A 14,705-nucleotide genomic window follows, 5' to 3' on the forward strand; every position below is an offset into this window, starting at 1 on the left:
CGCAGGTTCAAATCCTGTCCCCGCTACTCGAAGAAGGGGCCCGCTGCTGCGGGCCCCTTCGGCGTTCCCCCGCCGAATACGACAGTCCCCGCGCGCTACGTGATCACGAGGCGAACGGGCAGCTGTGCTGCCCCACATCCTGCGCGGCATCTGCTACTACTTCGGGGGACTCCCTGGACATCAAACGCCTCAGCCGTACTGCCTCAGGATGCCTTCCGCGATTGCCACGAGCTCGCTGAGTCCGGGGCCGATGGGGCCGCTGGAGGGAGTCCGCGCAGCAGCTGGCCCTTACCTCGCCCGCCGCCGTGACCACGCGGTCAGCACGCTCCGACACGCCGAACGGATGGCCGTCAGCAGATTCCAAATTCCCTGGCGCGACGGGCATGTGGTCGCTGAACTCCCTTGAAAATAGGGCTTGTTGGCTGGAGCGGAGGGAGCTGAAGCTGAAGGGGAGAGGGGTAGCCTGTGGCCTTCCCATTGACCCCTTCGCGGAGGTGCGCATCCGGTGTCCCGGTCCTTTGTTCACCTGCACAATCACACCGAGTACTCGATGCTCGACGGTGCTCAGAAGCTCAAGCCGATGTTCGCCGAGGTCGCGAAGCAGGGTATGCCGGCCGTCGCGATGAGTGACCACGGCAACATGTTCGGTGCGTACGAGTTCCATCAGGTGTCCAAGGGCTTCGAGGACGTGAAGCCGATCATCGGCATCGAGGCGTACGTTGCTCCCTCCTCGCGCCGGAACCGTAAGCAGGAGTTCTGGGGGCCGGGCGGGCAGCGGGCCATGTCGGATGACGGCGAGGGCTCGAAGGACGTCTCCGGCGGTGGCCGCTTCACTCACATGACGATGTGGGCGCAGAACGTCCAGGGTCTGAAGAACCTCTTCTACCTGTCGACCGAGGCGTCGTACACGGGCCAGTTCCCGGCGGGCAAGCCGCGTATGGACATGGAGCTGATCAATGAGCACTCCGAGGGCATCATCGCCACGACCGGCTGCCCTTCCGGCGCGATCCAGACCCGCCTTCGCCTGAACCAGTACGACGAGGCCCGCGAGGTCGCCGCCGCCTACCAGGACATCTTCGGCCGCGAGAACTACTTCCTGGAGCTGATGGACCACGGGCTGTCCATCGAGCGGGAGGTCCGGGACGGTCTGCTGCGCCTGGCCAAGGAGCTGAACATCCCGCTCCTGGCCACCAACGATGCGCACTACATCCACGAGGACCAGGCCGACGCGCACGACAACCTGCTGTGCATCGGCGTCGGCAAGAACAAGGCCGACGAAAAGCGGTTCCGCTTCCAGGGCAGCGGCTACTACCTCAAGACCGCGGCCGAGATGCGGGAGCTGTTCTCCGAACTGCCCGAGGCGTGTGACAACACGCTGCTGATCGCCGAGCGCATCGAGTCCTACGACAGTGTCTTCGACAACGTCGACGAGATGCCGCAGTACCCCGACGTGCCGGAGGGGGAGAGTCAGGAGTCCTGGCTGCGCCAGGAATGCCTCAAGGGCCTCGTCAAGCGCTACGGCGACCCGATCCCGGCCGAGGTCATGGAGCGCTTCGAGACCGAGATGTCGGTCATCGGCCCCATGGGGTTCTCCTCCTACTTCCTCGTGGTCGCCGACATCTGCCGCTACGCCCGCGACAACGGCATCCCGGTGGGCCCGGGCCGTGGTTCGGCCACCGGCTCGATCGTCGCGTACGCGACCCGTATCACCGAACTGTGCCCGATAGAGCACGGCCTGCTGTTCGAGCGGTTCCTGAACCCCGAGCGGATCAACCCGCCGGACGTCGACCTCGACTTCGACGACCGCCAGCGCGACACCATGGTGCGCTACGTCACCGAGAAGTACGGCGACGAGTACACGGCCATGGTGAACACCTTCGGCAAGATCAAGGCCAAGAACGCGATCAAGGACTCGTCCCGCATTCTCGGCTACCCGTTCTCCCACGGCGAGCGGATCACCAAGGCACTCCCGCCGGACATCATGGGCAAGTCGATCCCGCTCGACGGCATCTTCGACCCCGAGCATCCCCGCTACGGCGAGGCGGGCGAGATCCGGCAGATGTACGAGAACGAGCCGGACGTGAAGAAGGTCATCGACACCGCCAAGGGTGTCGAGGGCCTGACCCGGGGCACCGGCGTGCACGCGGCCGCGGTCATCCTGTCCAAGACGAAGCTGACCGAGCGCATCCCGCTGCACATGCGCGCCAAGGACGGCGTCAAGATCACCGGATTCGACTACCCCAGTTGCGAGAACATGGGGCTGGTCAAGATGGACTTCCTGGGCCTTCGGAACCTGGGCGTCATCGACCACGCGCTGAAGAACATCCGCGACAACCGCGGCGTCAGGCTCGCCACCGTCGACCCGGGCAACGGGGATGACAGCGTCACCGTCATCCCGCTCGACGACAAGAAGACCTTCGAACTCCTCGGCCGCGGCGACACGTTCGGCGTGTTCCAGCTCGACGGCGGCGGCATGCGCGCCCTGCTCAAGCTGATGGAGCCGTCCCGGTTCGAGGACATCGCGGCCGCGCTCGCCCTGTACCGTCCGGGCCCGATGGCCGCCAACGCCCACACCAACTACGCGCTGCGCCAGAACGGCAAGCAGGAACCGGACCCCATCCACCCGGAGCTGAAGGAAGTCCTCGACCCGATCCTGGGCTCCACCCACCACCTGCTCATCTTCCAAGAGCAGATCATGGCCATCGCCCGGACCCTGGCCGGGTACACACTCGGCGGCGCCGACATGCTGCGGCGTGCCATGGGCAAGAAGAAGCCCGAGGTCCTGGCGGCCGAGTGGAAGAACTTCCACGCCGGTATGACCGGCAAGGGCTACTCGGAAGAGGCCACGAAGGCGATCTGGGACGTCATGCTCCCGTTCTCCGGCTACGCCTTCAACAAGTCGCACACCGCCGGATACGGGCTCGTCTCCTACTGGACCGCCTACCTCAAGGCGAACTACCCGGCCGAGTACATGGCCGCGTTGCTGACCTCTGTCGGAGACGACAAGGACAAGGCCGGCGTCTACCTCGCCGACGCCCGCAAACTGGGTGTCACGGTCCTGCCGCCGGACGTGAACGAGTCGCTGGCCGAGTTCGCGGCCGTCGGTGACGACGTGCGCTTCGGCCTGCTGTCGGTGCGCAACGTCGGCGAGAACGTCATCGAGGCGATCATCGACGCCCGCAGGTCGAAGGGGAAATACTCCTCTTTCCAGGATTTCCTCGACAAGGTCGACCTGCCCGCGCTGAACAAGCGCGCCATCGAATCCCTCATCAAGGCCGGCGCGTTCGACTCCCTCGGGCACACCCGCAAGGGCCTGTCGGCCGCGCACGAGATGGCCATCGACGCCGTCGTCCCACTGAAGAAGGCCGCGGCCTACGGGCAGGACGACCTGTTCGCCGCCATGGGGGGCGACAACAACGACAACGACGGCAATTTCGGCATCACGGTCGAGATCGGTGAGGACGAGTGGCCGCGTAAGCATCTCCTCGCCACGGAGCGGGAGATGCTCGGCATGTACGTCTCCGCGCACCCGCTGGACGGCACCGAGCACATCCTTTCCGCCAACCGTGACACCACGATCGTCGACCTGGTCTCCTCCGGCCGGACGGAAGGAATGGTCCGCCTCTCCGGCCTGATCACCAGCGTCCAGCCGAAGATGACCAAGCAGGGCAACAACTGGGCGATCGTGAACCTGGCCGACCGTGACGGCACGATCGAAGTCCTCTTCTTCCCGGCGACCTACCAGCTCGTGGTCGGTGCCCTCGTGGAGGACGCCGTCGTCTCGGTGCAGGGCCGCATCAACGACCGTGACGGCGCGATCTCCATCTTCGGACAGGAGCTGCAGGCGCTCGACGTGTCCTCGGCGGAGCGAGCGGGGGCGTCCCCGGTACAGCTCACACTGCCCTACCACCGCATCAACGAGCCCTCGGTGAAGGAGCTGAAGCGAATCATGGGCGCCCACCCAGGGGAGAGCCCGGTCCGCCTGGCGGTACGCGGACCGCAGAAGACGACCGTGTACCAGCTTCCTTCGACGGTGAACGCGGCGACGATCGCCTCCGACATCAAGGGCTCCTTCGGGCCGGACGCATGGCAGGGAGTCGCATGACCGGAACGGAGCAGGAAGAGGAGTCGATCCTCTTCAAGTGGGAGGCCGCCAACGTCGACGGCCTGTGACAACGGCGTGGGCGCCGGGAGGGGCGTGCACGCCGCTATCTGTCGATCGCCGGCCGTGGTCAAGGTGAGCGAAAAGGGTCTGCGCCTTCGGGTTCAGACCCCTTTGCCGTTTGCGTGCGCGCCGCGCCGCAGGAACATGGGCTAGCGGTGCTCGGGGCCTGTCTGGGCCCGCTGCACCGGCTGCTGAGGGTGCGGCGGTTTCAGGGTGATGGGCTGAAACATCCCACTGATCTGCTCCTGGCCAGCGCCCTGATGTAGCTGTGAGAAGAAACCGCGGATGAGCCCTGCTGCGGTGTTGTAGACCTGGCCGAGCGGGTCACGGATGGTGTCCAAGATCGTGTCCCGAACCCCCAGAGGATCCACCCCGGCCGGGAGTTCAGAGGCCTTGGGCCCGTCAGACTTGGGAACAGGCGGTGCGGCCTCGGCGGGGGCTGCCACAGCCACGCCTCCCAGAGCGAGCAGAACACTCGTTGCGGCAGCGGTGGTAGCGCGGCGCGCGATGATCATATGTCTCATGCCGAGCCCAACGAGGGTCCGCATCGCCGGTGACGCACTGCGCGGGCTTCGATCTCAAGATCGAAGTTTTGCGCCGCCTCCAGGGTGCCCGTGCTCGCCGTCAACTGCATGCCCGCAGTCGGCCTGCCGATCTTCTGCCGGAGCACGTCGGTCCTGCTCGTTCAGCAGGGCGGCTGATCGGGGTGCGCGAGCCTGGCAGGATAGTGGGCATGGCGAATGAGACGGCGACGCACGACGAGCGGCTGCGGGACCTGGAGGCGGAGGCGTTCCGCACCGGCCGGACGCTGGCGGAACACAGCGAGCAGCTGATGACGATCCGCGAGCAGCAGCGCACGGCGTTCGGGAACATCGACTCCCTCGCCAACGCCGTCGGCGCGCCGGGAGAGCGGTCGATCACCGACCGTCTGGACACGATTGAACGGGTCCTGTTCGCTCTCGCCCGCGCGCAGGGCGTCGACCCGGACACCGTCTGAATCAGCTGATCTTCCTGAGGCTGCGGCCCGCGAGCACCTGGTGTGTTCGCGGGCCGCAGCCGTATGTGTGCAGGTCAGACCTTTGAGTTCGGTGCTTCCGTGCCCCCGCTCTGCTGCCTAGTGGTTGTGGAGGTGGTGCTGGCGGGTGGTGACGAGGGTGCGCCATCGGGTGCGGGTGGCCTGTTCGCCATCCAGCCATTGCGGTGCGGTGTGGTCGGCGGGGAGGGGGAGCCCGGCCATGAACGAAGCGATGTCGATGTAGTACGTGTAATCGCCGTTCTGGGTCTGTTCGCGCAGCCGGGAAAGGGTGTCGGCGAGTGCGTCGTGGTCGTCGAGTACGGCCTGGTGGAAGGCCGCGACGAGTTCGAGGGTGGGGGTCATGGAGGTGAGGCCGGCGATGTCGAGCTCGGTGCGCAGGGTGTGAATGCGGTCATCGAGCGCGGGATCGCCGGCGTCGCGGATCAGGGCGGCGATAGCGGCGTTGATCGTGGTGGCGCGCAGGTCGAGGGTGGCGAGGAGCTGATGGGCGAGGACGATTTCGTCATCGGCCTGGCGGGGGTCGTAGAAGGCGACGGCGAGGGCGCGCAGGGCTTGGTTATGTGCCGCCTCGCCGGACTTGGCGTGCTGTTCGGCTTCCGTGCGTCCGGCGAGGTAGACGGCGGCCGCGCGGTCCGGTTCTCCCTGCAGCCACCACAGGTCGCCCAGGACGCGCTGGTGGCGTCCTTCCCATCCCAGGGTCTGTGCGGCGGCGTGTGCGGTGGGGAAGTCACCAGCAAGTCGGGCGGCCTGGGCGAGGCCGCGCCGGGCGGCCGGGGCCAGGCGGCCGTTGCCGTCGGCGACCTGCTGGTAGCCGCGGCGTGATTCCTGGCTGTGGCCGATGTCACGGTAGGCCTTGGCCCCGTAGTACAGGGCCATCTCGTCGAGTTCGGCGGGCAGGAGACGGGTGTCGAGCACGGCGGTCAGCCGGTCCACGGTGCGGGCGCGGTGTTCGTGCTGGCGGCGGGTGAGGGCGCTGAGGAGTTCGACCAGGGCGTCGGCAGCCGTGTCCAGGCCGGTGTGGTCGCCGGTGTCGGGCGGTGCGAGGGGTTCCCAGACGGAGTCGCTGATGTAGGCCCAGGCCGCGTCGGTGAGCCAGCCAGGTCAAGGCGGTGGTCGCGGGCCAGGCGCAGGCCCTGGCGCAGGCAGGCGACCAGGAGGAGGCGGCCGCGGTCGGTGTGCCACTGCTCGCCCAGGGCGGTGAAGGCCCGGCGGGCGGCGTGCTGCCAGTCGCGCGGTGTCCAGCGGTCGTCGGTGGTGTCGTCGGCGGTACGGACGGCAGAGCGGATCAGGCCGTGCAGGTGGAACGGCCAGATGGCGAAGGGGTTTTCGCGGATGAAGGGCCTCTCGGTCAGCCGCTGGGCGGGAGCCTCGTGGGCGAGGCCGGCCGCCTTGGCGGCGAGGGGGATGTCGAAGGCGTCCAGGAGGCTGACCGAGCGCAGGACGTGCCGTTCGTCGGGGGTGAGGTCGGACAGGGTGCGGGAGACCAGGGCGGGGAAGTCGTGATCGAAGTCGGCGGGCTGCGGGGTGTTGCCGCTGCGGCGCAGTTCCAGGAACCGGGCGACCGACAGGTCGAGGTACAGCGGCAGGCCATGCGACCTGGTGGTGATCACCTGCCGGATGGGTTCGACGATCAAGGGCTGGCCGTCGCGGGTGAGACGGCGGGCGAGGTAGTCGTCGCAGTCTTCGGGGGAGAAGTCGCCGATCAGCACCTGCCGCGGCGCGCCGGCGCGGGCGGGGGTACGGGCGGCGGGCACTGCGGAGTGTGCGAGTCCGGGCCAGGAGGTGGGGCCGGTGTAGTCGAGCTGGCCCTGCAGAGCCGGATCGGCCCACTGCAGGCGGGAACGGCCGGTGATCACCCAGAAGGCGCCCGGCATGAGCCACACCGTGCGCTGGATGAGCCGCTCCAGGTCGCGGCGGGTTCGATCCCCGACGTCCTCGAAGGTGTCCAGCAGGATCACCGGCGTGACGCGTCTGCCCTTGGGGAGGCGGGCGAGCTCCCAGGAGAGCAGGTGCGGGTAGTAGGACAGCGTGTCCAGGTCGGCCTCAGCCTCCAGCAGGTCCGCCAGCCGCGCGCATCCCGCCAGCGCCCGCGCGGTCTGCCGGCGCTCTCGCAGCGCCCTGACGAGCGCGCCGGTGACGGCGCCCGCCACGGAGCCGACGGTGCCGGGCAGTGTCAGGCCCTGGGCGACTTCAGCGAGCGCGGACTCCACCTGCTGCGGCAGCACCTCGCCGAACCGGGCGGCCAGGCCGCGGCGGCGCAGGTACTCCTCCAGCGGCTCCCCGGGGTGGTTGGCCTCCCAGTAGCGGCGCAGCGCGATGTCGAAGGCGGGCAACGGCCGGCCGATGCGGGTCAGGGCGAGCCGGATCATGAGCACGATCTGCTCGAAGCCGGCCGTGGCGGACCGCGCGAGGTCGATCCGTACCGGGAGGATCCGGTCGGCCGGCCAGCCGGGCTCGCCCCACTGCGCCGGGCGCCGTCCCACGTCGGCGAGCGCCGCTTCCAGCTGACGCGAGAGCGTGGTCTTCCCGACGCCGCCCACCCCGTGGAACACGATCACGTTGTCGCGGGGCGCCTCGAAATCCTCGGTGTCGAAGCCGGGCGCGCCGGTGCGCTGCAGATGCTCGGTGAGGGCGGCGGCCAGAGCCTCCCACTGCGCCTGCCGGTTCGTGAACGTCTCCTGCGCCGCCACGCCACGGTCGTTCGTACTGAACAGAGCCCTGAGATCCCGGCCTGCCACATCCACCCCCGAAAAATGATCACTCGCAGGTCAACCTATGCCCGCCCTGCGGGATTTGGGGAGTCCGCCCCGCTGCCGTGGCCCGCCTGAACGACGGATTCAGGCCTGCCCCGCCTTAGGGTGAGCAAGAACTGTGTCACCAGCCACAAAACGGCCGCCCTACTCTGCCGACTGAGCGCCGCCCTCGGCATCCCCACGCCAGTGGGCGAGGCAGCTTCGGGCGAACTGGGTGATGCTGTGGTCAGGGCCTACTACCCGCTGCAAGTCGGGTAGTAGCTCCTTGAAGGCGTCGGCCGCCCCAGCCGCGTCCCCCGCCGTCCCCTGGCATTGGGCGAAGAGGCCGCGGATGGCGAGGGTCTCTGGATTATCCGGCCCTAGTACCTGCCGCAAGTCGGGAAGAAGTTCCTCGGAGGCTTCGGCTGCCCCGGCCGCGTCCCCCGCCGCCGCCCGCCACAGGGCAAGTCTGCCGCGGATAAGCAGGGTCTGCTGGTCGTTCGGACCTAGTATTCGTAGGTAGTCGGCTAGCAGTTCCTGAAAGGCGTCGGCCGCCCCAGCCGCGTCCCCCGTCCTCCCCTGCCACTCGGCGATGCCGCCGCGGACGCCGAGCGTGTGGGGATGGTTCGGGCCTCGTACCCGCTGCATGTCGGGTAGCAGTTCCTTGAAGGCGTCGGCCGCCCCAGCCGCGTCCCCCGCCTCTCCCCGCCACCGGGCAAGGTTGCCACGGATGAACAGGACGTAACGACTGTCCCGGCTGTTCGGCAGCTGCCGCAAATCGGAGAGGAGTTCCTTGAGGGCGTCGGCCGCCCCGGCTGCGTCCCCCGCCTCTCCCCGCCACCGGGCGAGTTCGCCACGGGCGAGGAAACTATCGGGGTGGTCCGGACCCAACCGGTCGCGGGCAGCATCGACCAAGTGCCGGTAGTGCGCGTCGGCGGCTGCGACCTGGCCGGCCTCTCCAAGACTGATGCCGACGCGGTAGAGCAACTCGTGGACGCCGGGCCGGTACAGGGCGTCTTCAGCGTGGCTGGCCAGGACGGCGGTGTTGGCGCGCAGGGCCTGGGCAAAGGCGGTGTCATTCTCGACCTCGGGCCAGGCGGCAAGCAAAGCATCAGCGGCGGCGCGGGCAAGCCCGTCGTATTCCTGAGGGGCGAGGGCCTCGCGGGCGGCGCGTTGGATGAGCTGGTGAACGCGCACAGCCTCGGACGAAGTGTCAGGAGTGTGCTCGATCAGGCTCAGGCAGTGCAGGATGCGCAGGGCGCCACGGACCTCCGCAACGGTGACCGGCTCCGGGTGGGGCCGTCGCCAGGGCCATCGTCTGCTCCTCACGGGCTGGGCAGCCGTTCCGGCGCGGCGGGCGGCGAGATAGTTCAGGGCGGGGAGATCTTCCAGGGCCTTGGCGGGGATGCCGTTGGGGTCGAGTACTGCGGTGAACTGGAGCAGGGGGCGGGCCAGGCCCTGCGGGCTGAGCTGGTCGGCGCGGTCGATGGACAGGGACCAGGCGGCGGCCACGGAGGTCGGCTGGTCATCGGGCAGGGCTGAGGGGGAGGGGAGCACGTCGGCGAGGGTGCGGGCGCGGTCGGCCAGCAAGGCGCGATAGGCCGCACAGCCAAGGTCGGCGTCGAGAAGATATGTCGCGGCCTGGGACAGGGCGAGGGGGAGGTGGCCGAGGTCGTCGGCGAGGGCGGCGAGCTCATCGGCGGGCTCCGTGCGGCCGTGGCCGTCCAGCACCGTCGTGAGGTAGGCGAGTGCCTCGTCGGGGGTGAACAGTGCGCCTGCCGAATACTTCATCCGTGCAGTTCAGGCTGCATGTCGGTACTCGTGGACTACGCCGCCGAGGCGGTCTGTCCGGCGTATGCGCAGGCGGGTGATCTGTCCGGGGTCGAGCGGTTCGGGGGTGGCGCGCAGGGGTGCCGCCTGATTCATGGCCTGGTGCGGCCGGTGCTCATTGTGGTGCTGCTCGAACTCGCGGAGTGCACGCAGGAGGTGGCGCTCGTTCCAGACGAGGGTGCGGTCCAGGAGTTCGTGGCGGCAGGTCTGGACCCAGCGCTCCATGATGGCGTTCATGCGCGGCATCCTGACGCCAGTGAGCACGACCTGGATGCCAGCGTCGGCCAGGATCTGGTCGAAGAGGGCGGGGTACTTCGTGTCCCGGTCCCGGATCAGGTACGTGACGGTGACCGCGGCGTCCTCCAGGTCCATGACCAGGTTGCGGGCGGCCTGGGCGACCCAGTTCGCGGTAGGGTGCGTCGTGGTGCCGAGGATCCGGATGCGGCGGGTGGCGTGCTCGATGACCGCGAGGATGTACTGGCGCCGGCCGGTCAGGGTGACGGTCTCGATGAAGTCGCAGGCCAGAAGGGCGTCGGCCTGGGAGTGCAGGAAGTCGGCCCAGGTGGTGGCGGCCCGGTCGGGAGCGGGGTCGACGCCCTCTGTCTTGAGGATCTCCCAGACGGTGGAGGCGGCGACCTGGATGCCGAGAGTGGCGAGTTCGCCGTGCACCCTGCGGTAGCCCCACGACGGGTTCTCCCGGACCAGGCGCAGGACCAGCGCGCGGATCGAGCGGACGGTCGGCGGCCGACCGGGGCGCTTAGGCCTGCAGGTGCGGGCGTGGCGCTGCTTGACCAGGTCGCGGTGCCAGCGCAGCACGGTGTCGGGTTGGACCAGCAGCCGGAGTCGGCGCAGGACCTGGCGTGGCAGCGGTACCAACACAGCGGCGAGGAACGCCCGGTCCTCCGGAGCGAACGTCACCCGGACCGCTCCGAGCTGCCGCTCAAGGACGGTGATCTGGTGGCGCAGGGCGAGGATCTCGGCGTCCTTGTCGCGGTCGCTCATCGGTAGCAGCCGCAGGGCCACGAACGCGTTGGTGACGGTCAGGTAGGCGAGACGAAACAACACGAGCGCTCATCCTGCCGCACCACCGAACAAGCCCCTGACGTGCATGGACGACATTCTCGGCAGGCGCAGTGTCACCGGAGGATTCGTCGGTGGGATCCTGAGGCATACGCGGCGTGGGCTGCGGCTCGGGTTTGGTAAAGCCCTTCCCGGCGTCCTTGATCCGGGCCAGGCCGTGCCGTATCCCCGGCATTAGTACCGGGTCCACAGCCAGGTGGCCGAGGCTGGAGACGTCGGTGTCCGCGCCGGCGTTCAGTTGGGTGACCGGCGTACCCGACAGGCGGGCGTTCTGCGGGCGGCCGGTGAGGAACACCCGGCCCGTGTCGCCTTGCTTGAGCGCCAGGTCACCGAGCTTTCCTGACGCCAGGGTGGGGGGCTTCCCCTTGCCAGTCCACAGCTTGGCGCGGGCGGTGCTCCCGTTGTGGTCCAGGAATACTACCCGGCCCTTCCCGGCTGCCCGGATCTGGAACGGTACCCCGTCCGTAGCCGTCAGATCCTTCATCTCGCTAGAGCGGTCGATGTGGACCAGACGGGGTCCGCGCGCCGCGATGACGCCGTCCTCGACCGGAACGGCGGACGTGATCTGCCCGCGGGCGGTTGTGTCGGCGCTGGTCTTCCCGCTGGTGTCGACGGTCACCAGGTGGGTCTTGTCGTCCCGGAACGCGGAGAACACGGCTGTACCGGTGCCCGGGTTGCAGGTGGGGTCGAAGTACGCGAGGGAGGCGGTGAACGCAAGTTTCGTCACCTTGCCGGTCTTGAGGTCGACGATCGCGGTGAACGCACCTCCCTGCATCAGATCCGGCTTGTTGGTGAACCTACGTGGCGCGTACACGGCCGCGACGTGATCTCGGTCCATGACGCAGCTGTTGCCGATCCACGAATCGGCCGGCATGTCCGGCTCCGCAAGAGTAGCGGCCGTCCGCCATTCGTAGGCGTCCTTGCTGTCAGCGGCCAGGATCTTGAATCCGCCGCTGTCGGCCGCGCTCGTGACAGCCCGGTCCTGGCTGGTCTTCCAGCCTTTCCCGAGCCTGGCATCCGGGTCCTGTACCGCACTGGCGGGGGGCGGCTGACTCTTCCCCGGCGCGGACGGCGGCGGAGGTGTGGGTGCTGCCGTGGCCGGGACGGCTTGCAGCAGGCCGCCCGTCAGCGCCGTACACGCCGCAAGGACGGCCAAAGGTATGGGTGATCGTCTTCTGGATCTCAAAGAAGTTCCCCGAATTTCTGGTGTGATGGGATGTCCCGTGCCCTGGTCTGCGGGCACGTTTTGACTCGCCCATGGGCGCGCAAGGGCGAATCACAGGGGCGGTAGCTTGAGGTTTTGGGGCCGGTTACAGAAACCGCCTTGCCCCGGTCGGGAGGAGCGCGGGGCAAGGCGGTCGGCTCAGGGGGCCGGTAACGGGCCCCTATTGCTGGTTGCCGGTCTTGGCAAGGACGGTGCGGGGGTTGCGGATCACTCTGAGGTGCTGACGTCGGCGACGCGTACCTCGGAGGGTGTGCCCTCGGCCGAGGGACGTGGCTTCTCGAACGGTGTGCTGACCGTTCCCTGCACGGACACGCCGGGCCCGATACGCCTGGTCACGGTCTGGGTGGTCCCGTTCTCGAAGTCGAACACCACCGTGTAAGTGACCGCGTGTCCCTCGTCGTTGTGGATGGTGTAGTCGGCGCTGAACACCTGCTTGCCGTGCGCGTACCGCACGCCGGAGTCGGTGATCTTCACGGACTCCGGCGAGCCGGTGTCCGGCTGGGTGTCGGCATTCATGCGGTGCGCGAGCCAGGCTGCCGCCCCGAAGACGACGGCGGCAGCCACGATCCAGCCAACGACAGTTCTTCTGGCCCCCACCACGTCTCCTCTGATATCTGACGGCAGGACTGCTCAGCGTGCCGTGCTGACGCTTGCCAGGACGGCACGTGCCTTCTTGAGCAGCAGGGCATCGCGGGTCTTCGCAGCCTCCAGTTGCTGTTTGTACGACGTGATCTGCTTGTTCTGGTAGGCGGTCTCCGCCGTGTACCAGGTGGACACCAGCCCGGCAGTGCGCTTGCAGGCGACGTCGTCGGTGGCCATCGACACTTCAGCCTTCTCAGGCTGAACCCCGGTCCTGCCGGGCTGGGCGAACCGGCCCTCGGCATCGTCCAGGCTCTTCACCTGGTGCCCGTGGCCTGCCATGCAGGAGGACCAGGACGCGAGGGCGCGCTGCACCACCGGCTGGGAACGGGTGGCCTTGAGAGACTGCCCGGCGAGATCCCCGGCAGTGTCGGTGGGAAACAGCACGCCCACCTTCCCGTTGGCCTCGGGGATGCACGTCTCGTTCATCGCCTTGTCCCAGCCTTCGACCGAGGACTCCTGGTCTTCCCGCGCGAGCTCGGCGTCCTGGTCCGCCTGGCTCGGCCCGCCGGTGTCCTGGGCCACCGCGAACCCGTGGGCTGCGGCCTTCGCGAGGTCGGTGATGCCGTAGCGGCGTTCCATGTTCATCTCGTTGTAGGAGACCGCCGGCTGCGTGCCCATCAGTTTGGGCGTGTAGGAGAACCCGAGTCGTTTCATACACGCTGACTTGACGACGTCCTTGGCGTTCTCGATGTCCACCATGTCGGGATAGCCGAGCATGTACTTCTCCAGCGGAAGCCGCATGCCTTTGGCCAGTCCGGAGGCCACGTCCTGCTTGGGCCAGCTGGCGCGGACCTTCGCATCCGGCAGCTGCATCGCCACCGTCTTCATCTGCTGCTGGCTTCCAGCACTCTTGTCGGCGGCCGAGTTGGCGCCGCAGGCCGCCGTGAGGGCGAGGACCGCGCCGGTGGCGGCGAGCACGAGGGGTCGGGTCTGTCGCATCAGGCATACCTCTTGTGAGAACCGTTGTGGTTCTTGATACCGGAGCCCAGGTTCCGGGCATAGCCGTCGGCCTTGGGATACCACTGGTTCTCCCCGCCGTAGCCGTCCTCGGAATACACCGAGTACGCGGCATAGGGGTCCTGGTTCCACGCGGACGCGGCATTGTTTTCCACGCCCTGCCCGTCGCCGTCCCCCTTGCTGTGACCGCACGGGAAAGGCATCCCGCCGAATGCGTCAGAGGGAAAGTCCTCGAAGACGAACCGGACGACGACCGCGCCCCCGTTCACCGAGTAACCGAACTCACTGGAGCGGTCACGGCGGGTCGCGAAGCAGGCGCTGTCCGACTGAGTCGTGGTCTCCGACCGCGAGTTGAAGTGGATCCGGAAGCAGTGGTTCGGATGGCCCGTATCACTGGACGTGCAGTCGTTGTGCACGTATGAGGTCCCGGCGTAGGCGGGTGCTGCGGTGAGAACGCCGGCGGCGAGGGCTGCGGCGGTGGCAGCTGTAGCGGCGGCGGATCTAGCGAAACGCAAAGAGCTTCCCCCTCGGAGCGAACGCGTCCGGGAGGCGGATCAGCACATAGACGCGCCCCCCGACGCGCAACGACAAGCCGACGGGTGGATGTTTGGTCTGGTCCATTCACCCACGGCCTGGCCACTCTAGACACCGCATGAACATGCCGGTCAAGAGGCTAGAACAGGAGCTGTGCTGGCCCGGCGTGAAAGCAACTCCGGCAGCGGCAGCCATCCGGAATGCGGTGATCGAGTGTGCAATCCAGGAGGCACCTATGTGACTCCTGTGAAGCGGAGGGGGATGCGAGGGGACCGCTGATGCTGCCAAGGATGGCCGGATTCAGCCCTTCCTCCCCAACATTCGAGCCTCCCTGGCGCACCGCATCTGGGTACTTCGCCCGCTGGTCGAAGGCCGGCGTGCTCAAGCGGATCCTCGACCAACTCCGCCGACGGCACTGTCAACTTGTTGTGATGAGGGGAAGTTGAGGTGTGCTGAGGGCAGGGCTCGTCGGGTGTGTCGGCTGCTTCAGGCGGTGGCTGTGCA

The 14,705-nt window shown here is 68.0% G+C and carries 10 protein-coding genes; 2 read left to right on the forward strand and 8 right to left on the reverse strand.

What is annotated here, in order from left to right:
* The first annotated feature begins 505 nt into the window (after nucleotides 1-505).
* Both dnaE and AB0L75_RS41395 read left to right on the forward strand, forming a co-directional pair.
* On the forward strand, nucleotides 506-4,105 hold the full coding sequence (gene dnaE / locus AB0L75_RS41390; RefSeq protein ID WP_365191449.1) for a DNA polymerase III subunit alpha: 3,600 nt from the start codon (nucleotides 506-508) through the stop codon (nucleotides 4,103-4,105).
* 793 nt (nucleotides 4,106-4,898) lie between these two features.
* The gene (locus AB0L75_RS41395) at nucleotides 4,899-5,162 is read left to right on the forward strand and encodes a hypothetical protein (RefSeq protein ID WP_365191450.1); all 264 of its coding nucleotides are present in this window, start codon (nucleotides 4,899-4,901) and stop codon (nucleotides 5,160-5,162) included.
* 117 nt (nucleotides 5,163-5,279) lie between these two features.
* On the opposite strand, the gene AB0L75_RS41400 is transcribed toward AB0L75_RS41395, so the two are convergent.
* From AB0L75_RS41400 to AB0L75_RS41435, 8 genes are all read right to left on the reverse strand, one after another.
* Complete coding sequence (locus AB0L75_RS41400) at nucleotides 5,280-6,134, reverse strand: hypothetical protein (protein ID WP_365191451.1); 855 nt, start codon at nucleotides 6,132-6,134, stop codon at nucleotides 5,280-5,282.
* Nucleotides 6,122-7,891 (reverse strand): hypothetical protein, encoded by a 1,770-nt coding sequence (locus tag AB0L75_RS41405; RefSeq protein ID WP_365191452.1) that lies wholly within the window; start codon nucleotides 7,889-7,891, stop codon nucleotides 6,122-6,124. Before AB0L75_RS41405 ends, AB0L75_RS41400 begins: the two co-directional genes overlap by 13 nt.
* A gap of 207 nt (nucleotides 7,892-8,098) precedes the next feature.
* Entirely contained in the window at nucleotides 8,099-9,724 is a 1,626-nt protein-coding gene (locus AB0L75_RS41410) for a tetratricopeptide repeat protein (protein ID WP_365191453.1), read from the reverse strand.
* A gap of 9 nt (nucleotides 9,725-9,733) precedes the next feature.
* Nucleotides 9,734-10,765 (reverse strand): integrase core domain-containing protein, encoded by a 1,032-nt coding sequence (locus AB0L75_RS41415; protein ID WP_365191458.1) that lies wholly within the window; start codon nucleotides 10,763-10,765, stop codon nucleotides 9,734-9,736.
* Nucleotides 10,704-11,717: a hypothetical protein gene (locus tag AB0L75_RS41420; protein WP_365191454.1), complete on the reverse strand. Its 1,014-nt coding sequence runs from the start codon at nucleotides 11,715-11,717 to the stop codon at nucleotides 10,704-10,706. The genes AB0L75_RS41415 and AB0L75_RS41420 overlap by 62 nt, the downstream gene beginning before the upstream one ends.
* Nucleotides 11,718-12,275: 558 nt before the next feature.
* Nucleotides 12,276-12,665: a hypothetical protein gene (locus AB0L75_RS41425; protein ID WP_365191455.1), complete on the reverse strand. Its 390-nt coding sequence runs from the start codon at nucleotides 12,663-12,665 to the stop codon at nucleotides 12,276-12,278.
* Nucleotides 12,666-12,698: 33 nt separating this feature from the next.
* On the reverse strand, nucleotides 12,699-13,649 hold the full coding sequence (locus AB0L75_RS41430; protein WP_365191456.1) for a hypothetical protein: 951 nt from the start codon (nucleotides 13,647-13,649) through the stop codon (nucleotides 12,699-12,701).
* A complete protein-coding gene (locus AB0L75_RS41435) occupies nucleotides 13,649-14,083 on the reverse strand; it encodes a peptidase inhibitor family I36 protein (protein WP_365191457.1) in 435 nt (144 codons plus the stop codon). Before AB0L75_RS41435 ends, AB0L75_RS41430 begins: the two co-directional genes overlap by 1 nt.
* Nucleotides 14,084-14,705: the final 622 nt, after the last annotated feature.

Origin of the sequence: Streptomyces sp. NPDC052101 (assembly GCF_040680235.1) — a bacterium.
GTDB lineage: Bacteria > Actinomycetota > Actinomycetes > Streptomycetales > Streptomycetaceae > Streptomyces.

Coding starts and splice junctions, on each gene's coding strand:
- AB0L75_RS41415 (WP_365191458.1), bottom strand. CDS start 10,765: ATGAGCGACCGCGACAAGGACGCCGAGATCCTCGCCCTGCGCCACCAG.
- AB0L75_RS41430 (WP_365191456.1), bottom strand. CDS start 13,649: ATGCGACAGACCCGACCCCTCGTGCTCGCCGCCACCGGCGCGGTCCTC.
- AB0L75_RS41410 (WP_365191453.1), bottom strand. CDS start 9,724: ATGAAGTATTCGGCAGGCGCACTGTTCACCCCCGACGAGGCACTCGCC.
- AB0L75_RS41395 (WP_365191450.1), top strand. CDS start 4,899: ATGGCGAATGAGACGGCGACGCACGACGAGCGGCTGCGGGACCTGGAG.
- AB0L75_RS41420 (WP_365191454.1), bottom strand. CDS start 11,717: ATGCCGGCCGATTCGTGGATCGGCAACAGCTGCGTCATGGACCGAGAT.